This window comes from Altericista sp. CCNU0014, from assembly GCF_044923475.1.
GTDB lineage: Bacteria > Cyanobacteriota > Cyanobacteriia > Thermosynechococcales > Thermosynechococcaceae > JAAURS01.
This window is the reverse complement of the sequence record NZ_CP137338.1, coordinates 4,776,585-4,799,381: the sequence shown is the minus strand read 5'-3', so window position 1 is coordinate 4,799,381 and position 22,797 is coordinate 4,776,585. Positions and strand designations below refer to the sequence as shown.

Sequence of the window (22,797 nt, the reverse complement as noted above, 5' to 3'; positions counted from 1 at the left end):
CGATCGACGCTACTTTACCTTGCCAAAACGGCGATGTCGTTGCTGGTAGTCGAAAAGCGCTTGATGGAATTCTTTGCGGTCGAAGTCAGGCCAAAGGGTCTGGGTGACGTAGAGCTCTGCGTAGGCAACCTGCCATAGCAAAAAGTTACTGACCCGCATTTCTCCACTGGTACGGATCAGCAGGTCTGGATGGCTGATACCAGCAGTATACAAATGCTGCTCGAACATTCCTTCGTCGATGTCTTCAAGGTTGAGTTCGCCCGAGCTGACTTTCTGGGCGATTGCCCGACAGGCCTGCAAAATCTCTCGACGACCGCCGTAATTGGTGGCTACCACAAACTTGATTTTTTCATTGTGTTGAGTCGCCAGCATTGCACGCTCGATTTCTTCTTGGAGAGAGGAAGGCAGTGCCTGTAAATCTCCTACAAAATGAATTTGAACCCCTTCGTCGATCATCTCCTTGAGCTCGCGACGCAATACCCGCTCAAACAGCGTCATCAAAAAATCGACCTCTGGCATAGGTCGCCCCCAATTTTCCGTAGAAAATGCATAGGCAGTCAGCGCTCCAATGCCCCAATCTTTGCAGCAACGCAGGAGTTCTTTGAGCGTATCGACGCCTCGGCGATGGCCCATAAACCGAGGCTGCCCCTGGCGCTGGGCCCAGCGTCCATTCCCGTCCATAATCACAGCGACATGCTTTGGAAGGCGCAACACATCGAGATCGGCAGGCAGACTATGGAGAATGGCTGGATTCGCGGTCATGTTTTCTTACGAGTGACTGAAAAATGCAGAAGGCGCGACAATACCCCTAGACTCTTTTTCCTAGACCGTTGAAAGAACCTGGATAATCCAGGTGTGACTACTTCTCTGTCTATGGCAAACATGAGTCGGGTCTCTAGAAGCTCTCTCAGTTTACTGCTAGTCAACGGACGATTTAATATCCCTTTCTCGGCGAGGGAAATCGATCCGGTTTCTTCGGAGACCACGATGCAGAGGCAGCGATCGACCCGCTCGGTGATGCCCATTGCCGCTCGGTGACGCGTCCCCAACTGACGCGAAGCATCCCGATCTGAAATCGGCAAAATAATCCCTGCGGCCACGATTTTAGACCCTCGAATGAGCACAGCACCATCATGCAGCAGTGTAGAGGTTTGAAAAAGGGTCTGGATAATCTCCCTTGAGACCTCTGCATTGAGACGAACCCCCGGCACGGAAAAGTCGCGCTCGTCAATAGGGGTATTGGTTGTTTCTAGAATGAGCAGCGCTCCCGTTCGACTTTGAGACAGATCTCGGATGGCATCTACAATTTCATCGATCGCGCTATCGGAGGTGAGGGTTGTTTGCTGGCTGGGCCGCATCAAACTCAGGACCTCCCCCCGCCCCAACTGCTCCAAAAACCGACGGACCTCAGACTGTAAGATAACAGCCATGGCAACCGCAGAACCAATCACCAGATTATTGAGGACAAAACTCAGCAGCGTGAGCTGTAGGCGCTGACTGACAGCTGCTGCCAACATTAAGAAAATAAACCCTCGCACCATCCACAGCGTGCGCCGCTCTGCGATGACGAGCAACACGATGTAGGTGAGTGCTAGCACTAAACCGACGTCCGTTAGCAAAAGCAAAGACTGAGTCCAGTGATGGTCAAACAGCCAGTGCTTAAGCCCTTCCATGGTTGTGTTTTAACCTTCTGCACGGGATGGAGTCGAAACGGTAGAACAGAAATCTCCCTGTTGTTTCAAGGGTTAGCGTCTTGCAGCGCGCTTTGGGCGGCCACAGACGGGCTGGACTGCCGCAACCGTTCTGGAAGGCAGTCTTGACGAACTAAATCCTCATTAGTTTCCCGCCGTAGAATCAGAGTAGCTTCTCCGTTATTGACCAAAACTGCCGCAGGTCGAGGAATGCGGTTGTAGTTGGAGGCCATACTGTAGTTATAAGCGCCCGTATCCATCACGACGAGAATATCGTCGGGCAGACAGTCCGGCAGTTGCGCGTTCTTTAACAAAATATCTCCCGATTCGCAGTGCTTTCCAGCAACAGTCGCGATTTCCGTTGCTTTATCTCGCATTCGATTGGCCACCAGCGCCCGATACTCGGACTGGTAGGTGATAGGCCGAGGGTTATCTGACATGCCGCCATCGATAGAAATATACGTGCGGATTCCTGGAATGGTTTTCTTGCTGCCAATGCGATAGGCCGTGACGCAGGCCGTCCCAATCAGCGATCGCCCCGGTTCGCACAGCAGCTTGGGAAGGGGAATCGATCGTGCAGTACAGGCTGCCGCCACACCCGTCCCGATGACCTCGCACCAATCCTCAATGCTAGGAGGGTCGTCTGACTCCGTGTAGCGAATTCCCAGACCGCCGCCCACATTTAGCTCCGCCATCGGCAAGCCGATGGACTGAGCTTGTGCCAGTAGCTCCGCAATGACCCCCGTCAGATCTCGGTGAGGCTGGAGTTCAAAAATTTGCGAACCGATATGGGCGTGCAACCCCACCCACTGAATTTCGGGGTGTTGTCGGGCAAATTGAAATACCTCCACCAGCTGGTTCGGGTCGAAGCCAAATTTACTGTCTAAATGTCCGGTGCGAATGTATTCGTGGGTATGACATTCAATGCCCGGTGTAATCCGCAGCATGACTCGAATGGGGTGGCCGTCGTGAAATTGCGCTAATTTGGCCAGATACTCCAACTCCAGCCAGTTATCGGCAATGACCGTCACACCCGTGGCGATCGCCTCTTGCAATTCATCTATGGACTTATTGTTGCCGTGCAGGTAAATATCTCGAGGCGCGACACCCGCCTGAATCGCAGTGTATAGCTCGCCCTTCGAAACCACATCTAACCCCAAACCCTCGCGATTGACGATCGCGCATACGGCCAGACAGCTCCAAGCTTTCGAGGCGTAAAGTACCTGAGAGGCTCCCGGATAATGCCGACTCAAGGCCTGACGGTACTGCCGAGCGGCGGTGACGAGGGTGGATTCGTCCAAAATGTAGAGCGGAGAGCCAAACTGGCCGACGAGCTCGGGTACGCTACACCCACCAATTTCAAGGATGTCTCCCTCTGCGCGGGCGCTCAGCGGGAGTAGCTGCTGGTTTGGAGAAGGTGTCGATGCGGGCGAAGGATGCTGACCGAGGAAGTCTACACCGCTGCTTAAAAGACGCTCTGGATTTTGGACAGCTACCATAAAGCTTAAATCAATCTAACAATAGAAATTGGCTATGGGATTCTTAAAAACGGCAAAAAATATTTCGCTTCTTTGGAAAAATATTTGCACGGCGCTCAAACCCAATATCCTCAGTGTACAATTTGGCGGTTCTGGATGCATGGCTTCTTTTTGCTCTAAAGTTGAGCTTTGCGAAACAAATCATGCCGTTCGCGCTCGCACCCCTGACTGAATCGTGTCTCAATGCAGCAGTCGAACTGGATCGGCAGGTTCTGGGCGGGTTTTGGAGTGCTCAATCCTATCGAGAAGAGCTAAACCGTTCCAGCAGCGATCTAGTGGGGTTGCGGTCGACTGCCTCCGAAGCCGAAGGAAAGGTATCGCTGCTCGCCATGGGCTGTGCGTGGACAGTCTTAGATGAAGCTCACATTGTACTAATGGCAGTTCATCCCCAACATCGTCGGTGTGGCTTGGGATACGGGATTTTGCTCGAGCTTTTGGAGGCCGCGCGACGGCGCGGGATGAAGTACGCCACCTTAGAAGTGAGGGCATCCAACAAAGCAGCGATCGCCCTTTATACCAAGCTAGGGTTTACCACTGCGGGAACGCGTCGAAATTACTACGGCGACACTGGAGAAGATGCTTTAGTCATGTGGCGATCGGACCTGCAAACGGCTGAATTTACAGACCAAATGGTCATTCACTGGGAAACCGTGCGACAGCGTTGGCAGCAATGCAACAGGCAGTAGGCGGAGATCGCGATCGAACAAGTCGTAAAAACCGCGCTTTCTATCTCTAAATAATGGTCCCGTTCTCCTTCAATGCGCCTACAATAGGTTATTAAGCTGTTGTTAATGTTAAGTGCCATCCCACATCCCATTTTGGATTTTGAGATCGCCGCATTAAATACCTAAACCCTTAGGGACAGGCCCATTTGTAAATTTTTCTCTGTGTTAAGATTGGGTTTACCAGCAGGTAGTGAGAAAAGGCCATGTTTGAACGCTTCACGGAAAAAGCTATCAAAGTTATCATGCTGGCCCAAGAAGAGGCTCGCCGCTTGGGGCATAACTTTGTTGGGACAGAGCAAATCCTATTGGGTCTGATTGGAGAAGGCACTGGCGTTGCGGCAAAGGTGCTGAAGTCAATGGGGGTCAACCTCAAAGACGCTCGGATTGAAGTTGAAAAAATTATCGGTCGAGGTTCGGGCTTTGTCGCGGTGGAGATTCCTTTCACCCCACGCGCGAAGCGGGTGCTGGAGCTATCCCTTGAGGAAGCGCGTCAGCTCGGCCACAACTATATCGGTACGGAGCATCTCCTGCTGGGCCTGATTCGCGAAGGCGAAGGAGTTGCCGCTCGGGTTTTAGAAAACCTAGGCGTCGATCTATCTAAAGTACGGACTCAAGTGATTCGGATGTTGGGCGAAACCGCTGAGGTTTCTGCTGGCGGCGGTGGCGGTGGCGGGCGAACCAAAACCCCGACGCTAGACGAATTTGGCTCTAACCTGACCCAAATGGCCGCCGACGGCAAGTTGGATCCCGTGGTCGGACGACAAAAAGAAATCGAGCGGGTAATTCAAATCCTAGGCCGTCGCACTAAAAATAATCCGGTCCTGATCGGCGAGCCTGGGGTGGGTAAAACGGCGATCGCCGAAGGTCTGGCCCAGCGCATTGCAACGGGCGACATCCCAGATATCCTCGAAGACAAACGAGTGATGACCCTAGACATCGGTTTGTTGGTCGCGGGGACTAAGTACCGAGGCGAGTTTGAAGAGCGCCTCAAGAAAATCATGGATGAAATTCGTCAAGCTTCTAACGTCATTTTGGTGATTGACGAAGTTCACACGCTGATTGGAGCGGGCGCTGCAGAAGGAGCGATCGACGCTGCCAACATTTTGAAACCGGCCTTGGCGCGGGGCGAACTCCAGTGCATTGGAGCCACAACCCTAGACGAGTATCGCAAGCACATCGAGCGCGACGCAGCCCTCGAGCGCCGCTTCCAGCCCGTCACCGTCGGCGAACCCTCCGTGGATGAAACCATCGAGATTCTTTACGGCCTGCGGGAACGCTACGAAAAACACCACAAGCTCAAAATTTCCGATGAAGCGCTTGTGGCTGCTGCCAAGCTGGCGGATCGGTATATTTCAGATCGATTCCTTCCAGACAAAGCCATCGACCTCGTGGATGAAGCGGGTTCGCGGGTTCGCCTGATGAATTCTCAGCTTCCCCCCGCCGCCAAAGAACTGGATCAGCAGCTCCGTCAAGTCCTACGCGACAAAGACGAAGCCGTGCGTTCCCAAGACTTCGATAAGGCGGGCGAGCTGCGCGACAAGGAAATGGAGCTGAAGACGGAGATCAAGGCGATCGCCCAAAACAAAAAAGCCTCCGACCTTACCAATGAGGGCAACGAGTCTCCGATCGTGTCGGAAGAAGACATTGCCGGGATCGTCGCCTCTTGGACTGGGGTTCCCGTGAGCAAGTTGACGGAATCCGAATCCGAAAAGCTCCTGCACATGGAAGATACCCTTCACCAGCGCATCATCGGTCAAGACGAAGCGGTCAAAGCCATTTCGCGCGCGATTCGTCGCGCCCGCGTCGGGCTGAAAAATCCGAACCGTCCTATCGCTAGCTTCATCTTCTCCGGTCCCACTGGGGTCGGGAAGACCGAACTGACCAAAGCGCTGGCGGCTTACTTCTTCGGTTCTGAAGAAGCCATGATTCGCCTGGATATGTCCGAGTACATGGAGCGGCATACCGTTTCCAAGCTCATCGGTTCGCCGCCTGGATACGTGGGCTACAACGAAGGCGGCCAGCTCACCGAAGCAGTGCGCCGTCGGCCCTATACGGTCGTGCTCTTCGATGAAATTGAAAAAGCGCACCCCGATGTCTTTAACCTATTGCTCCAGATTCTGGAAGACGGTCGGTTAACGGATGCCAAGGGACGCACCGTCGATTTCAAAAATACCCTCCTGATCATGACCTCGAACATTGGCTCGAAGGTGATCGAAAAGGGTGGAGGCGGACTCGGGTTCGAGTTTGGCGAGAGCGAAGTCGATTCTCAGTACAACCGCATTCGCTCCCTGGTCAACGAAGAGCTGAAGCAGTACTTCCGTCCGGAATTCCTCAACCGACTCGACGAAATCATCGTCTTCCGTCAGTTGACGAAGCCCGAAGTGAAGGAAATTGCCGATCTGCTCTTGGCCGAAGTGTTCCAGCGCCTTCTAGAGAAAAATATCACCCTAGAAGTCACGGAGCGCTTTAAAGAACGGCTTGTTGAAGAAGGGTACAACCCCAGCTATGGGGCGCGTCCTCTTCGTCGCGCCATTATGCGCCTTCTCGAAGATAGTTTGGCCGAAGAGATTCTCTCCGGCAAGATTCGAGACAGCGATCGCATCGTCGTCGATGTCAACGAAGACGGGCAGGTTGCAGTCCTTCATTCAGAAAAGACTCCAGCACTTTTGCCCCAAGCTGTTGAGTAACCTTCTGCTGAGGCGTCTAGCCTAGCCCGGTTTCAAATTCAAACTAAATGCCGCATCTTTAATAAGGTGCGGCATTTATGTTATTGAAGCTAACTTCATGTATAAAATTGCGCTTAGCGTTAAAGTGATTTCTTAAAGGGTGCAACCTTTATTCAGCTCGAGGCAAGCTGCTAACTAACGCAATATTTAACGAGCCGCCGTCGCTCGAGGGGAGGAGATTCTACTGTGAAGAATGACGGAAGCTGCCGATAGGCCAGGGGCATAACATTCAATCACCTTGCCAGTCAAGCTGCAGGCGACCAGTAGATAGTCGCACTCGGGGCATTGAGTCCGAACGAGGTGGCTCTCCTCAATGTGATGTCTTTCTCCGTAACGGCCACAATTGGGGCAACGCACTGCTTCTATATGTGTCATTTTAAAGTCCTCTTTCTTTTGTGATGGTTTTGAATGAAGATAATGGGTTCGTCTAAGCCAGTTAGGGGATCCGCCACATGCTCGAGTAAAAAGTAATGTTAAGCGGAGGGGTAGGGAAATGAGGTTAAAGCATAGACGATTGGAAATAACTGAGGATACAACTTAATTTTGAAGCAAATTTTAGAGATGACAGATAAGCCTTTCTTCTATATTGCCTCAAGAATTTGAATCGATCCCGCTGAAAACCTTAAGACAAAATGTGAATTTTCTGAGAAATAATGTTTTGCACGGAAGTCGCACTCACTGCGGGGATCAAATCGTTCGTCAACTTAAGGGTATCCAAAGACACTGGGATCAATGTATATCTCTTTAGAAAGAATTAAGGCCCTCCGCTTGATGAAATAAAAAATCATTTAAAATTTTCAGCTTCATGGATTGCCTTGCTGTCATTGACACGGTTTAAGCTGGGCGATCGCCAATGCCACCCGATCTACGGCTTGTTGGAGCACCGGGTTCGGCTGCGTCGAGTGATTTGCCAAAATGCTGAAGGCCACGGTTGACGCCCCTGGGCGATCGAGGTAGCCAGAGAGGGCAGAAATTCCCTGAAGCGTTCCCGTTTTACCCCAAAGGCGACCCTGCACTGCCGTGCTTGAGAATCGCCGTCGTAGCGTTCCGCTTTGGCCCGCCACCGACAGGGAAGCGCGGAAATCCCGATACCGGGGTTGGGCCATGGCCCGCAGCACCTGCACGATAGCCCTAGGGCTAACCAGATTTTTGCGAGACAGCCCCGACCCATCTATCAGTCGATAGCCGTTGGCATCCACACCCAAACGCGTCAGGGTTTGGGTCAAAACCGCTAATCCTTTTTGGGCGGTCGGCTGAGAAGGATCTCTTGGGGTTGAATTGGCAAGCAGTCGCAATGCTGCTTCGGCGTAGAAGTTATTGCTGTTTTGATTGATCTCGGCCATAAGCGCGCTAAGGGACGGAAAGGCAATGGATGCGATGGGGAAGGCTTGGGGTTGCGGCGAAGCGGTCGTTGTGAGGGACACTCGACGCACCTGGATTTGGCGAGCGCCCAAAATGGTCCGCAACCGTTCCAGAAAATGCATGCCAGGGTTTGTAATGGGAACATCAATGGTCTCGGAGGGCGATCCAGATCTGAGCTGTGCCTTGACGACGAGTCGATCGCCTTCCCAGATCGTCTCGATAGACTCTGGGACAGAGGCCCCCACAGTTAAAGTCCGGTTTTGCACGATCGTATTGCTCGGGACGCCTGCCGAAAGCCACTGCGATCGCACGGGCTGACCGAGCTGCTGGGGCGTGAGCTGCATTGAGAATACGTTCCCGTTGAGCATTAGGCTATTGATTGGCAAACCATCCCCCCCTTGTAAGTCTTCCCAGGCCCAGCTCGGTTCGATCGGGTTTCCAGAAAAAAGTGAGTCATCTCCGATTAGCGTGCCAATGCTGCGCACGCCCTTGGCCTGGAGGGCGATCGCCACTTGCTCTAGCTGCTTTTCGCTGAGGCTGGGGTCACCCTGTCCCACAACGCGAAGGGTCTCCAGAGTGGGAGGCTGACCGATCGCCAGAAAAGGGGTTTGGCGCTGAAACTGGGGGGTTAAGGCCGCTAAGGCTGCAGCGGTGGTCAGCAGCTTAGCATTTGAGGCCGGCAAGAAGAGTTGGTCTGGATTGCGGGCGTAGGGCGTAGTCCCACTGTCCAGATCCTGTACCAAAATCCCCCAGTAGGACGACCGCAGCGATGGCTGTTGCAAGATCGTCTCGATGGCAGGGCCAAGTTGAGTGGGACATAGGGATTGGGCCGAAGCCACCTGCACGAGCAATGCCCAAGCGCAGCACCCGCCCAACCCCTCTCGAATTTTTAGCATCCTTGCCCTCAGCGCGCGTTTGGCGCAATAGTTTACCTTAATAAAGATAAGGGCCAATGGTATTGACCGATTGCACCGTCCAGCAGATTAGAGCAGCACCTCATGAAAATTGCGATCGCCCAACTCAATCCCATCGTCGGTGACTTGAAGGGAAATGCAGCTCAGATCTTAGCGGTAGCCGAACGAGCAGCAGCGGCTGAAGCGCGATTGCTGCTCACGCCAGAACTTTCCCTTTGCGGCTATCCGCCCCGCGACTTACTCCTAAACCCAGGATTTATTGGCGCGATGGAGGAAGTTCTGCTAGACCTTGCCCAAACCTTACCCCCTCAGCTCGCCGTTTTAGTGGGGATAGGCGCGCGCAACCCTACAGCGGAAGTGACGGGAAATAAGCCGCTCTTCAACAGTGTGGTTTGGCTGGAAGCAGGTCGCATCAAAACCCAATTTCACAAGCAGTTGTTGCCCACCTATGACGTCTTTGACGAGGATCGCTATTTTGCACCGGGACAGTCAGATAATGTCATGGTTTTAGATGGGGTGCGGATTGGCATCAGCGTCTGCGAAGATCTTTGGAATGAAGAATCCTTTTGGGGCAAGCGGATCTATCGGGTCAATCCGATTTCGCAATTGGCAGGTCAATCGGTTGATTTCATCGTCAATTTGTCTGCCTCGCCTTTTTGCGTTGGGAAACAAACATTACGAGAATCGATGCTGAATCACACGGCGCAGCAGTACGACTGCCCGATCGTTTATGTCAATCAAGTGGGCGGCAACGACGATTTAATTTTTGACGGTCGCAGTTTAGTGGTGAACCATCAGGGCGATATTTTGGCCCGAGGGCAGGCTTTTGCGACAGATTTAGTTTGGGTTGACTACGATTCTGACGGTCATCAAATCAAGTCGGGGCACCTGCCAGCGCATCCTGCCGAGGCAACGGCTGAAATCTGGTGCGCGTTAGTGTTGGGGGTGCGGGACTATGCCCGTAAATGCGGCTTCAAGCAAGTCGTGCTGGGGTTGAGCGGCGGCATCGATTCGGCATTGGTGGCAGCGATCGCCGCAGAAGCCCTAGGGGCTGAAAATGTTCTGGGCGTTCTCATGCCCTCCCCCTACAGCTCCGATCATTCCATTACCGATGCGTTGGCTTTAGCCGCAAACTTAGGCGTTGAAACCCAGACCATTCCCATTGCTCCGTTGATGGAAGGGTTCGCCCAGTCCCTCGCGCCGCTCTTTGTCGGAACGGAATCGGGTCTTGCCGAAGAAAATATTCAAGCTCGAATTCGGGGCAATTTACTGATGGCGATCGCCAATAAGTTCGGGCGTCTCTTGATCTCCACTGGCAATAAATCGGAAGTGGCGGTAGGGTACTGCACGCTGTACGGCGACATGAGCGGAGGGCTGGCGGCGATCGCCGATGTCCCCAAAACGACTGTCTACAAACTATGCGAATGGCTCAACAGTCCTGCCGCTCGAGCTTGGGTCAAACAACTCACGCCCAATGCCAAGGGCGAAATCGTTCCAGCCCATATCATTACCAAGCCCCCCAGCGCGGAACTCAAGCCAGGACAGCTCGACCGAGATTCTCTGCCTCCCTACGACGTGCTGGACGATATTCTGTATCGTTACATTGACGAGCATCAATCCCAGGCAGATATCGTAGCGGGAGGACGCGATGCGGCGATCGTGAGTCGGGTATTGAGCATGGTGAAACGCGCCGAATTCAAGCGCCAGCAAGCCGCCCCAGGTCTCAAAATTACGGATCGCGCTTTTGGAACGGGTTGGCGGATGCCCATTGCCTCCCAGTGGGAAATGTCAAATGAAACTTGTTAAAAACCTTATCGGAACATATTTTGGTCTGGAAATACATGCGGATAATAGTTTGCAAACAGATTCATCGTTAACAGATCGTTGTACATCTCCCATTCAGTTGTTGGCTGCTTGGGTCGATCGATCGTCTCCTCATCTACTTCATCGGAAGTTTGGTTAATGATGGGTTTAACGATGGGTGCTTTTTGGGTTTTCCTGAAGAAGTTCCTTAGTTGCATTTTGCGTTCTCCCTTATTTCGTTAAGGGTATTTTCTGCTAATGCTCGATTCAAAGCTGTAACGCAAAAACTAAAATACGGTGATTCTTGTCACCCTCGCAGAAAGAGCGGCTCGCACCCTCAATACCAACATCTTCCACGACTTTGACCGTGGCTCTCGCAAGCGAGCAGATCGCCGCTCTCGGACAAGTTTCTTAATCTTCTAGAACCACTTCGCGGCTCGTCGGATCGAATACTTGCACTCCCAGAAGGTGAGGATAGAATAAAGAAATAGCATTGAGGCGTTTACAGCCAAGCTAGATAAGCTTGACAGCTCTTTACGTTGCCTCATCTGAAAGGGATTATATGAACCACACGCAAAGTTACTTCGAAGGCTTTGACGGACTTCCCCTTTTTTACCAGCGCTGGTTTCCCGATTCATCGCCCATCCACGAAATTTTAGTTGTCGTACACGGCCTTGGCGGCCACAGCGATTTGTTCAAGCACGGCGTGCGCTGTCTCGTGCCGCAGGGCTACGGCGTTTACGCCCTGGACTTGCGGGGGCACGGGCGATCGCCGGGACAACGCGGTTATATCCAACAATGGCTGGAATTCCGAGAAGACTTACGAGCTTTCTTGCAGTTCATCCGCACTCGCGAACAGGTAGAAACCTGTTTTCTGTGGGGTCACAGCATGGGCGGCACCATCAGCCTAGACTACGCCCTGCACTATCCCGAATCGTTGCAGGGCTTAATTCTTTCTGCACCCGCTTTGGGGCAGATTGGCGTACCTGCATGGAAACTAACCGTAGGTCAAGTTTTATCTCGATTCTGGCCCCGGTTTAGGTTAAAAGTCGGCATCGACCATTCCCTCAGCTCCAGAGATTTGACTGTCCTCGCCGAATACGCGACCGATTCGCTTCGCCACGAATACGGCACGGCCCGCCTGTCCGCCGAGTTCTTTAAGGTCGTGCGCTGGATCGACCGAAATATCGATCGGCTCGAGGTTCCGCTGTTGTTACTCCACGGCGATGCAGATGGCATTACATCCCCCCAACACAGTCGATCGTTCTTTCAAAGCATTCAATCCGTCGATAAAACCTACCGACATTATCCCAACAGCTACCACGATCTCCATGCCGACCTGAACTACATGGAAGTGATTTCCGATATTGCGAGCTGGATGGCGCAGCACGGTCGGCGATCGCACCCACTTTCTTTACCGCTGCAATGCCTTGCTTTGAACTGAACGCTATTTTCTAAACTCGATCGCTCGCAGCACCTCTAACGAGAGGGATCGGGTTGAGTGGCTGAAAAATTTTTGCATTCTTGAAAATTCAGAGGGTCGTGAATATTGGATTGACGAATAGCTATTGCTATCATTCCTTCTGCATCTGGGTTAAAGGGTTGTCCGTTAGAGCCCGTTTTAGGAAAATTCTTTTTCCACTCTTCTTTAATGTAACAAGCACCGGTCAGGGTCGCACCGGTCAGGGTCGCACCGGTCAGATTTACCCAGCGAAGGTCGGCTTGTCGAAGGTCAGCATCATCTAGTTTTGCATTGCTTAAATTTGCACCCATCAACACAGACTGAAATAATCGCGCACCTTGCAACCCAGCGCCACTAAAATCTGCCCTGCACTTATATCTGGACAACCAATCGATCGGCCTTCGATAAAAGTTATCTTCAACAAAATTTCCCGATAGATTTTGCTTGCATTCTTTAAATGAAACATATGCACCTTCAAGATTAATATCTTCTAAAGGTGCATCCTTTAAAACTACACCTGTAAGATCGGACCCACTTAACTGAATGGGGGTAACAATGGGTTTTTCGTAAGCCTGTACCTTAAATGGAAGCACTAAGGCACATACCAAAATATCCCGATCGACTCGATCGAAGTCACATTTCTCTGTTTTTTTATTGTATTTTCTATTGAATTCAGTTTGATTCATCAAAAAGAACGGGAGAGCCGATGCTTTGAGTTTTTCAGTCCGATTGAGCCTCAAATAAAATAATTCTTTGCGACTCAAATCTAGATTTGATATTTGAAGTTTGCTTTTATTAGAATTCGTATAAGTATTTGAAAACCATTCCTTAGTTAATTTCTGAGGTTGAATCTTAATCAGGTTTGTGCCGTGGAGAAATCTTAGGAGTGTGCCTTTCTCTTGTCCATCTAAATTCTTCAACTCAATCAGCGTTTGCCCGTTTGCAGAGTCTCTAGCTTTGCGGGCATCTGGATCGTAAGGGTTGAGGCTGCTTAATTTATTGTTCAGTAAAAGTCTAGATATATTTTCAATATAAGCTCTAAGCCCTTCATCTCGATCTTCCTTAGTGCTAAATATGTCTTGATTTCTGTAAATCAAAAAAGATAGCGCTAAAAAAGTCAACAATGCCAGCATTAAATAAGGCCATCTTTTAGTGAAAATCTTGGCATCATTATTGTGCTCCACATTTAATTTCGAGTCAGTTATATTTTGTTTGATTTCAGATCCGACTTGTTTTAGCTCGGCATAGATATTATCTTCCTGTCGATCTTGAAATTTTTCTTGAGGTGCATTTTGATCGAAGAATTGTGTTTTGCCTTCATTCAAGCTTTCAAGTTCTTGTGCATCTGGAATCACGGTTTCATTATACAAACGCTTTTTTCTGAAAACATCATTTAACTCTTCAACTTCTATGAATTTCCATTCAAATCGAAAATTTGCTCCATTGGTTTTTCCAAGTGTTATGCAATCTCCGGATTTGAGGTATTTAAAGTCTTTAATTCTTTGATTGTTAACAAAAGTGCCATTGGGTGTTCCTAAATCTTGAACCTGCCAAACTACCTCACCATCTTGTTTGACCAGCTCAAATTTTGCATGATATCGAGATACAGTCGAATATTCAGGACTTAAAATAAAATGACAGTCTGGAGAGCGGCCAATATAAGTCGCTTCTTTCTTAGACAAGATATATGGCTCAGATTCTTTTTGATTTCTCTTTGCATCAGATTCATTGTATAAGATGAGAATAGCCACCCAGCTATGGGAAGATTCGTTCATTTTTTTTGAACTTCCTAAACCTAATCGTCATGAGTCACAGTAAGAAACAAGGCTTATTGAGCGCAGTCAAATTCTAAGCCCTACCCCCCTTGAAGTGGGTCATTCTATCGGGTTGGAGCGGATCGGCGATCGCCGATCCAAACACGGCCTCAACGACACGTCGAATTGGGTACAGATCTTCAAGGGTTAGCGATCCCCTACGACAACCCCGATAAGCTGCACGATCCTGCTTGCAAGTCAGGCATACCTTCCGGGGAAACCACTGCATAACGGCAAGACCAAGCGTGTTTTCTCGGCGCGAGTGGCTTAGATTGTTAAATTTTACCCAAACTGTCTCTGATTCTGACTGGCTCGGTTTAAGGTGACGTTTTTTTCTAAAATATGTTTCAAGCCCAAAGCGCGCAACTCTTTCCTCTGGGTCAAACCCAGGTGCATCGATCGGTGCGAGAAGATCCTGGTCTTTTGTTTCCATAATCCTCAGAATAGATGTCCTGTAGCCCTTCTGGCGATTCTCATTTATGATTCTTATTGCACTGACTCGTGATGCGGAGAGAAGGGGCTATCGTCGAAGCGCGTAGGTCTTCCTTTAAGTGCTTTGGTTGCAAAGATAGATTTGCCTCTAAGTATTTGAGTGTAGCAATCACCTCCATCTTCGTCAAACTTACACTCGCGATTGCGACGCCGAACGAGCGCTCTAAGCTTAACTTTCAAGTTAACGAAAATATATAAACCAAACAGTCTATTATTTTATTCGCTAGACTAGGATCGTCCCTAGCTGGAAGGAGTTTTAGGGAAATGAACGATTTCGATAACGATCCGAACGCGTCGCCGCATTCGAAGTTTAAACATCCAAATTAATTAAGATTTCTGTGCCTAATGAAGCGTTAGTATTTCACCATTAGCGAGATGCAGGAATAACGTTCGCAGAATTGTGTTTTCTCGTTCGAGTATTTTAATTTTTCGATTCGTTTTGCCATGCTTCGGTTAGATGAATCCAAATAGTCTATTTAGAATTCGAATATTCATAGATGAGGAGAAGAACGCAAGTTCTTCTAGGGAAGCATGTTATGGCTGAAGAAGTTTCGTCGCACTTCTGAGTCTGTCGAACCGAGTTTTCTAAGGCGGACTCTCCCCGACTTGTTGGATGAGGGATGCGATCGCACCCCCAATCCCGATGCCTTCCATCAATGGACTACCTTAGGCTGGCAAACCTTTTCAAATCGCTTTGCTCGCAGTTCGGCAGAAGATTTGGCCTTGGGGCTATTGCACTTGGGGCTGGATCGGGGCGATCGCGTTGCCCTGCTGATGCACAGCGACGTGCAGTTCTGCATCGCCGACATGGGAAGTCTGCTAGCGGGGCTGGTCAATGTCCCAATCGATCTCACGCAGACTATAGAGAATATCATTGCGACGCTTCAGCATTCAGAGGCGAAGGTTTTGATCGTTTCCAATTTAGATCTGCTGAACCAAGTCTCGGCTTATTTAGGTCGAGCCTCTCAACTTCAGCATGTCATTGTGGCGCAGGTGCCTGCTCAGTGGGGGCAGCAGCACTTGCAAGCGCCTCCCGAAGCGCCGCAAAATTTGACGCTCGTCCCTCCACCTTCGGCTTGTCTGTCCCTCTCAGAGGTTCGCCTCAGGGAATCCGAACAATCTTGGCCCTACTGCACGGCAGGAATACAAGTATGGTCCTTAGAAAGCGTGCAGCGCCAAGGCCGAAGCCACCGTTGGGAAGGACAGTTCCAGCAATTGCGGGACGGCATTCGTCCCCAAGATCTGGCAACCCTCATCTACATTCCCGACGCGGCAGGTCAGCTCCAAGCCGTAATGCTCACCCACGAGAACCTCTCGCACAACGCGCTCTCTGCCTTCAGCAGCCTACCCAGTCTCAAGCGCGGTTCTAAAGAGGTGGTCCTTTCGTTTTTGCCCTTGAATCACGTCCTAGCGCGATCGCTCCTCTACGGCCACATGGCTTACGGCCACAGCATTTATTTCACCACGCCCCATCGCGTTCTGAAGCACCTCCAAGAGGTCAGTCCTACCATTTTGACGACGGTGCCGTTGCTGCTAGAGAAGGTCTACAGCAAGCTCTTAGAAGCGGCCCGCAAACCCTCGCGCTTTTGGTTGCAGCGCTGGCTTCAGCATTTGGGCGTGCAGCTGGCCCAACGTTACGAACTGGGGCGAACGCCCTCGCTTTGGGATGCTTGTCTTCTAAAGTTGTTAGACCCGCTGATTTTTGCAAGGTGGCGATCGCTGTTTGGAGGACGCTTGAGATACCTCCTCAGCGGCGGTGCGGCGCTGGATGGCAAGATTGCAAACTTGTTTGCCGCCGCAGGCATCCGCATTTTGCAAGGGTACGGGCTGACCCAAACCAGCGCGGTGGTCTGCGTCAACCGCGAGCGAGCGAACTACGCGGGCACCGTGGGCAAGCCGATTGCGGGGGCTGAAGTGAAGATCGCCCCAGATGGCGAAATTATGGTGCGAGGACCGTCGATCTCGCCTGGCTATTACAAAAATCCCGAACTCACTCGCAGCTCGTTCGATCCGCAGGGTTGGATGCATACGGGCGATTTGGGCGTCTTTACGACGGGGGGGTGCTTGAAAGTCACAGGTCTCAAAAAAGATCTGTTTAAACTGGCAACCGGAAAATACATTGCCCCCCTGCCCATCGAGCAACGGCTGCGGCGATCGCCTTTAGTCGCTCAAGCTGTGGTGGTGGGAGCGGATCGGAAGTTCTGCGGAGTCTTATTGTTTCCGAACTGGCAGATGCTGCGCCAGGAAGCTCAACGGCTGGGCTTAGCGCTGGCGGCAGAGGATCTTCTGCACCACCCATGGATTTTGAAGCGCTATCAGGCCATTGTCGAAGCCGCCAACTGCCATTTGCCCTACTGGTCTGCCGTCAAGCAATTCCGGCTCATTCCGACCGCGCTGGCGGTCGAGAAGGGGTCGCTCGCGCCCATCGGCCAGCTTCAGCGCGCGGCGATTTTGGAGCGGTTTGCGTCAGAAATCGATGCGCTATACGGCAGCCATTCCAGTTCATCGGAGCAGCCGGAATCCCCACTGCCTTCTGCGCCGCCATCTTTAGAAGAGGATGCTTGCCCGGCCTTTGCACGCTCCCTCAACCCTCGTTTCACGACTTAACTGCTTTGGCCTAACTGCTTTGGCCTAATTGCTTTGGCCTAATTGCTTTGTAAGGTGCGACCTATGCTAAAACCATTCCGAACCGCCGCTGTCCTGGGTGCAGGCGTGATGGGCACCCAAATTGCCGCTCACCTCGCCAATGCAGGGTTGACGGTTCACCTGCTCGATATTGCCGCTACCGCTGAGAATAAGAACGCGATTGTAGAGTCAGCATTCAAGAAAGGTCTGAAACAATCGCCGCCGATTTTCTTTACGGAAAAAACCGCTCGCCGCGTCACCCTCGGCAACTTTGAGGAGCACCTCGATCGCCTTGCCGATGTGGATTGGATCGTCGAAGTCGTTGTCGAAAATCTGGCTATTAAGCAGCAATTAATGGGTCGGCTGGAATCGATCGCCCGCGCCGATGCAGTGATTTCGACCAACACGAGTGGATTGCCGATTCACGCGATCGTTGAGGGGCGATCTGAATCCTTCCGCAAGCGCTTTTTAGGTACCCACTTCTTTAACCCGCCGCGCTACCTCAAATTACTGGAACTCATCCCTACCGTCGATACCGCTCCGCAAGTTCTAGAACGGATGCAGAATTTTGGAGAACTTCATCTAGGGAAGGGAGTCGTCGTTGCCAAAGATACGCCCAACTTCATTGCCAATCGGATTGGAACGTACGTAACCCTCCTGGGATTGCGCGCTCTGACCGACAAGGGCTACACCATCGAAGAAATCGATACGTTGACGGGGCCGCTCGTCGGTCGTCCTAAGTCCGCCACGTTCCGCACTGCCGATCTGGTGGGACTGGATACCTTGACGTACGTGGTCCAGAACCTTTATCCAGCCATCACGGACGACGAGCGCCGCGAGGTATTTGAGGTGCCGGAACTCCTGCGGAAGCTCGTCGAAACTGGAACGCTGGGGGCAAAGACGGGACAAGGGTTTTACAAAAAGCAAAAGTCTCAAATTCTGTCGCTGAATCCTGCCACGCTGGATTACGAGCTGCCCCAGCCGATGAATTTGCCAGGACTGGAAACGATCGCTCGGATGCCAAAGCTGAGCGATCGCCTCCGCGCCCTCTACCACGACACTGGACGAGCGGGAACCTTGTTCCGCAGCTTCATCCTAGAGACCCTCAGCTACAGCGCCAACCGCATTCCTGAAATTACCGATCGACCTTCCGATCTGGATCGCGCCATGCGGTGGGGGTTTGGTTGGGAATTAGGACCGTTTGAAACTTGGGACGCGCTCGGGTTTGAGACGGTGCTGGCAGATATGAAAACAGCGGGGCTGGTCGTACCGGCTTGGGTAGAAGCGTTGAAAGGAACTGGAGAAGGAAAGGAGATATTTGAAAGAACTCGCGATTCCTTGGTGAAATCCACACCGAACTCTGACATCGATCTAAAGGCGATCGGGGCCGATGCAACCCATATTCTCTGGCAAAATTCCGAAGCGGCACTGCTGGATATCGGCGATGGGGTTGGGCTGTATGAGTTCCGCTCCAAGGGGAATACGCTGAGCCTGAATGTCGTCAAAGGTTTGTCTGAAGTCCTGGATCTTCTAGAAATCAATAATCTAAAAGGACTTGTCATTGGCAATAGTAGCGCTCACTTTTCGGGCGGCGCTAACCTAGCAGAAATGGGGATGATGGCCCAATCTGGAAGTCTGGATGGAATTGCGAATCTCATCGTTACGTTTCAAACGCTCCTCCAGCGCATTTACTACTTCCCGAAACCGATTGTTGCTGCGGTGCAGGGACGGGCGTTGGGGGGCGGCTGCGAGTTGGTGATGGCTTGCCCTAATGTAGTGGCAGCAGCGGAAACCTATATTGGGCTAGTGGAAGTTTCTGTGGGTCTCATTCCAGGAGCGGGCGGCATTATGCGAATGACGTCACGGGTGGCAGAACGAGCCGCATCTGAAAACCCCAGTCACGTACAGCCGTTCCTGAAAGCAGCCTTTGAAACGATCGCAACGGCAAAGGTTTCCAGTAGTGCCTATGAAGGGCAAGCCTTGGGATTTTTGCCACCCACGACGCAGATTTTGATGAATGGCGATCGCCGCCTAGCCGTTGCTAAATCCATGGTGCTGCATTTAGCAGAGTCTGACTACGTTCCACCACCAGAACTGAATGCAATTCAAGTGTTGGGTCGTCCGGCCCGCGCCCTGCTAGATCTGGGGGCATATACTTTCGAGCAAAGCGGATACGCCAGCGAACACGATCGCTACCTTGCCAATCGTCTCGCTTACGTCATGACGGGTGGAGATCTGACTGCTCCAGCTTTCGTCCACGAAAACTACTTGCTCGAACTAGAGAGAGAAAACTTTATCCCCTTACTAAGTCTTGCAAAGACTCAAGAGCGAATTGCCCATATGCTCAAAACAAAGAAACCCCTGCGGAATTAGAGAGGTTATCTATGAAATCGCAAGATGCCTATATTGTCAGCAGTGTCCGAACTGCAGTTGGAAAAGCGCCACGGGGGACTCTGCACAACATGCGCCCTGACGACATGGGGGCAGCGGTAGTGAAAGGTGCGATCGCCCCTATCCCTAACTTAGATCCAGCTCAAATTGACGACCTCATCTTTGGCTGTTCCTTTCCCGAAGCAGAACAGGGGTTTAACATGGGTCGCGTCATTGCCCAACGCGCAGGCTTACCCAATTCTGTTCCAGGGGTTACGGTGAATCGCTTCTGTTCCTCTGGACTCCAAACGATCGCCATGGCAACCCAGGCGATCCTGGCGGGTCATGCCGATCTGATAGTGGCAGGCGGTGCGGAATCGATGAGCTTAATCCCGATGGGCGGCCACGTTCTACTGCCCAACCCAGATCTCTTGGCCGAATCACCTCAGGTCTATCTCAGCATGGGCTTGACGGCGGAGAATGTGGCGCGGGAGTACCATATTTCCCGCGAGGATCAGGATGCATTTGCATTGCGATCGCACCAACGGGCGTTAGCGGCCATTCAGGCGGGACGCTTCGAGTCAGAAATTATTCCCCTGACCGCGCGCGAAACCCTGTATGAGATGGGCAAAACTCAAACCGTTGAAACCGAATTCCGCACGGATGAAGGGCCGCGAGCCGACACCAGTTTGGAAGCTTTGGCTAAACTTCCAGCCGTCTTTCGCTTAGGCGGGAGCGTAACGGCAGGCAATTCCTCCCAAATGTCTGATGGGGCAGCGGCAGCGATTGTGATGAGCGATCGCAAAATCCGCGAACTGGGGTTAAAGCCAATGGGCCGCTTGCTGGGTTATGCCGTCACGGGCGTTGCGCCAGAACTGATGGGAATTGGGCCTGTCACTGCAATTCCTAAAGTGCTCGCGCAAGTGGGGTTGACGCTGAACGATATCGGCCTAATCGAACTGAACGAAGCTTTTGCGGCGCAATCTTTGGCGGTGATTCGCAAGCTAGGTCTGAATGAAGACATTGTGAATGTAAATGGTGGGGCGATCGCCTTGGGTCATCCCTTGGGCTGTAGCGGCGCAAAACTTACCGCAACGCTTCTGCATGAAATGCAGCGGCGCGACATTCGCTATGGCTTAGTCACAATGTGTGTAGGCGGCGGGATGGGCGCGGCTGGCGTGTTTGAAAATTTAATGCTTTAAAATAAGCTCAGCACCTTATCAGGAGCAATTGGCGTGACACAAGCCCAAATTCAGAAAACGCTGTACGCCCGCGATCTCGTCGCCTGGTTAGACGACACTGCACTCAAGCTCAAGCGGCGACAGTTTGATGAAATCGATCTTGACAGTCTGATTGAGGAGATTGAGGGATGAATAATCAGACATCGAGTCTGTTTATTCATCGCTCCTTGTTGCTGAGCCTGTCGAAGCATCCCCCTCACCGCCAAGCTTTGCTGTGGCGGGAGTCTCTCGGAGGTTAGGATGGAGATGCGGATGCTGGGAGTTGCCGTCCGTCAGGAAGGGGCGATCGCGCCATCAAATAAATACAAGGACCTAGCAGCGGCACCACTGCGATAAACCGCAGCGGCCCTGTCGGATCCATACCGCGACGGGACATATCGTCTGCCAGGAGGGTGGGGAACAAGACGCTCAGCATGAGGAAGTCCAAGCTCATGACGTGGATGAAGCGGCTGGTGTACCACTGCCTCGTAAAGTCCGACCAGTTTCCTTGAGTCAATCCAAACCAAAGGCAGGCCGCCGAACCGCAAAGGGCGATCGCCCCAATCCAGCGCGCATCCCAAATTCGCAACCCCCAAGTTTTTTGGCCAGACCAGTCAGAGTGAGGCGTTCTGAGGGCGAGGTAGGGCAGAATTGAAAATGCACCGACGGCCATTGCAGCGATCGCAAAGGGCCAAGCTCGGACCTTTTGACCGTCGCCATCGGCAAAGAGCATGCCGAAGTACAGCAGCGGCCAAATGCCCATGACGTTAAACAGCGCGATAACCCAGGCATCGATCCCATTCCATTGGCCCGTCGAGAGGTGTTGAATCAGCGTCCATGTTTCTGGCCGATCCGGCGGCGCTAGGAAAAAAGCGTAGCCGACAAAGCCCAGCCAGAGCAAACCGAGTAAAACTTTAGAAACCATCGGACAGGAGCTACGGTAAAAAATAATAGCGATGCGATCGCGGCGCGGAGATCGATTTCCATCGCGATCGGTCATTCAAACCAGTCGTTTTGTTGTCGTTCGCGGCGCAATTGCGGTTCGGGAACGAAGGCCAGCCACAGCGGAAACTGCAATACCGATAAGCTGACGGTCTCTTCCGAATCATCCAGCAAAATCAGCGGGATGGCGTCATCTTTAATCAATCGATCTGCTTTTTGCGCCAAAGAATCGGGCGATTCAAAGAGAGCAATGCCCTGATCGGGGCCAAAATCTGCGCGTTCCACCCCCAGACAATCTTGAAGCCCGCGCCGCCAGTCTCCAAGCCGCTCTGGCGCGTTGGCCAGAATCAGCGCGTGGAGGCGATCGCCATAGAGTTCGTTCAAGATCGAGATCGCAGCGGAGGCCACCAAAATATTTTGCAACCTCGTCCCCAAGCTGCGGACGGCTCCGCGACCGCCCAGGCTAAAGAACCATTTCGCCACGCGATCGGCATGGACTGGCTCGAAGGTCCGGCGGAGCTGCCAGGGCGGGCCGTAATAGTTGGGAGTGGTGCGGTACTGCTCTAGGAGCCGTCGAATGGCCCGCGTTTCTTCTTGAAAGCTTTGGGTGGCAAACTGCGGTTGAGTGGAAGCAGGGGTACTGCGTCCCGATGGGGTTGGCTCTGGCGTTCGTTTTTGGGTTGGTTTCGCTTCGGCACTGACCTGAGCCGGAGCAGGCGTTGCGGCTGGGGGCATGAGTTGCAGTTGTTCGGCAGCCGCAGCCACGTCTTGAAGGCTTGCGACGAGGTATTCCTTAAACCCCTGCACTCGAATGGCCACTTCCTGAGACGCTCCGGCAAAGGTGGAGCGCATTTCGGCTTGGATGCGCTCTTGGCGGCGCTCTAGCTGCTCCACTGAAATTTGCAGCGCTTTTTTACGTTCTTCAAGCTGCTGGATGTCTTCTTGAAAAAGCTGGTCGATCTTAGTTTTGGTTTGCTGGAGCTGCTGCTCTAAAAGCTGGCCTTTTTCCAGCTTGAGCTGCAAAACCTCCTGCCGGAGGGCTTCAGGGTCTGGCGATAAAGGGGGTAAACTCGACGATTCCATGAATGCTTTGGGGTCTGGCAGTGTTCAAGT

Annotated in this window: 16 protein-coding genes; 8 read left to right on the top strand and 8 right to left on the bottom strand. The window is 52.1% G+C overall.

Annotated features, from left to right (window positions below):
- Window positions 1-9: 9 nt before the first annotated feature.
- The 3 genes from uppS to lysA all read right to left on the bottom strand — a co-directional run bounded on the left by uppS (window position 10) and on the right by lysA (window position 3,190).
- Entirely contained in the window at window positions 10-762 is a 753-nt protein-coding gene (gene uppS / locus R6H26_RS22850) for a polyprenyl diphosphate synthase (RefSeq protein ID WP_404785826.1), read from the bottom strand.
- Window positions 759-1,673, bottom strand: a complete 915-nt coding sequence (cdaA, locus tag R6H26_RS22845) for a diadenylate cyclase CdaA (RefSeq protein WP_404785824.1) — start codon at window positions 1,671-1,673, stop codon at window positions 759-761. Before cdaA ends, uppS begins: the two co-directional genes overlap by 4 nt.
- 65 nt (window positions 1,674-1,738) lie before the next feature.
- The gene (lysA, locus tag R6H26_RS22840; RefSeq protein ID WP_404785822.1) at window positions 1,739-3,190 is read right to left on the bottom strand and encodes a diaminopimelate decarboxylase; all 1,452 of its coding nucleotides are present in this window, start codon (window positions 3,188-3,190) and stop codon (window positions 1,739-1,741) included.
- A gap of 182 nt (window positions 3,191-3,372) precedes the next feature.
- Between lysA and rimI the strand changes: the two genes are divergently transcribed.
- Window positions 3,373-3,915 carry a ribosomal protein S18-alanine N-acetyltransferase gene (gene rimI / locus R6H26_RS22835; protein WP_404785820.1) on the top strand — a complete coding sequence of 181 codons (543 nt, stop codon included), beginning with the start codon at window positions 3,373-3,375 and terminating at the stop codon, window positions 3,913-3,915.
- A 242-nt stretch (window positions 3,916-4,157) separates the two neighbouring features.
- The gene (locus R6H26_RS22830; protein WP_404785818.1) at window positions 4,158-6,641 is read left to right on the top strand and encodes an ATP-dependent Clp protease ATP-binding subunit; all 2,484 of its coding nucleotides are present in this window, start codon (window positions 4,158-4,160) and stop codon (window positions 6,639-6,641) included.
- Between the two features lie 860 nt (window positions 6,642-7,501).
- Here R6H26_RS22830 and dacB read toward each other — a convergent pair.
- Entirely contained in the window at window positions 7,502-8,938 is a 1,437-nt protein-coding gene (gene dacB / locus R6H26_RS22825) for a D-alanyl-D-alanine carboxypeptidase/D-alanyl-D-alanine-endopeptidase (RefSeq protein WP_404785816.1), read from the bottom strand.
- Between the two features lie 102 nt (window positions 8,939-9,040).
- Between dacB and R6H26_RS22820 the strand changes: the two genes are divergently transcribed.
- Window positions 9,041-10,762 carry an NAD+ synthase gene (locus R6H26_RS22820; RefSeq protein WP_404785814.1) on the top strand — a complete coding sequence of 574 codons (1,722 nt, stop codon included), beginning with the start codon at window positions 9,041-9,043 and terminating at the stop codon, window positions 10,760-10,762.
- Window positions 10,763-10,767: 5 nt separating this feature from the next.
- On the opposite strand, the gene R6H26_RS22815 is transcribed toward R6H26_RS22820, so the two are convergent.
- Window positions 10,768-10,977, bottom strand: a complete 210-nt coding sequence (locus R6H26_RS22815) for a hypothetical protein (protein ID WP_404785813.1) — start codon at window positions 10,975-10,977, stop codon at window positions 10,768-10,770.
- 344 nt (window positions 10,978-11,321) lie between these two features.
- Between R6H26_RS22815 and R6H26_RS22810 the strand changes: the two genes are divergently transcribed.
- Window positions 11,322-12,203: a lysophospholipase gene (locus tag R6H26_RS22810; RefSeq protein ID WP_404785812.1), complete on the top strand. Its 882-nt coding sequence runs from the start codon at window positions 11,322-11,324 to the stop codon at window positions 12,201-12,203.
- Window positions 12,204-12,238: 35 nt separating this feature from the next.
- Here R6H26_RS22810 and R6H26_RS22805 read toward each other — a convergent pair whose 3' ends face one another.
- Entirely contained in the window at window positions 12,239-13,996 is a 1,758-nt protein-coding gene (locus tag R6H26_RS22805) for a pentapeptide repeat-containing protein (protein ID WP_404785810.1), read from the bottom strand.
- Between the two features lie 1,062 nt (window positions 13,997-15,058).
- Here R6H26_RS22805 and R6H26_RS22800 point away from each other — a divergent pair.
- From R6H26_RS22800 to R6H26_RS22785, 4 genes are all read left to right on the top strand, one after another.
- A complete protein-coding gene (locus R6H26_RS22800; RefSeq protein WP_404785808.1) occupies window positions 15,059-17,134 on the top strand; it encodes an AMP-dependent synthetase/ligase in 2,076 nt (691 codons plus the stop codon).
- A gap of 63 nt (window positions 17,135-17,197) precedes the next feature.
- The gene (locus R6H26_RS22795) at window positions 17,198-19,525 is read left to right on the top strand and encodes a 3-hydroxyacyl-CoA dehydrogenase NAD-binding domain-containing protein (RefSeq protein WP_404785806.1); all 2,328 of its coding nucleotides are present in this window, start codon (window positions 17,198-17,200) and stop codon (window positions 19,523-19,525) included.
- An 11-nt stretch (window positions 19,526-19,536) separates the two neighbouring features.
- The gene (locus R6H26_RS22790; RefSeq protein WP_404785805.1) at window positions 19,537-20,724 is read left to right on the top strand and encodes a thiolase family protein; all 1,188 of its coding nucleotides are present in this window, start codon (window positions 19,537-19,539) and stop codon (window positions 20,722-20,724) included.
- A gap of 33 nt (window positions 20,725-20,757) precedes the next feature.
- Window positions 20,758-20,895, top strand: a complete 138-nt coding sequence (locus R6H26_RS22785; protein WP_404785804.1) for a DUF29 family protein — start codon at window positions 20,758-20,760, stop codon at window positions 20,893-20,895.
- Window positions 20,896-20,998: 103 nt separating this feature from the next.
- Here R6H26_RS22785 and R6H26_RS22780 read toward each other — a convergent pair whose 3' ends face one another.
- On the bottom strand, window positions 20,999-21,742 hold the full coding sequence (locus R6H26_RS22780; RefSeq protein WP_404785802.1) for a DUF2834 domain-containing protein: 744 nt from the start codon (window positions 21,740-21,742) through the stop codon (window positions 20,999-21,001).
- Window positions 21,739-22,767 carry a DUF3086 domain-containing protein gene (locus tag R6H26_RS22775; protein WP_404785801.1) on the bottom strand — a complete coding sequence of 343 codons (1,029 nt, stop codon included), beginning with the start codon at window positions 22,765-22,767 and terminating at the stop codon, window positions 21,739-21,741. Before R6H26_RS22775 ends, R6H26_RS22780 begins: the two co-directional genes overlap by 4 nt.
- Window positions 22,768-22,797: the final 30 nt, after the last annotated feature.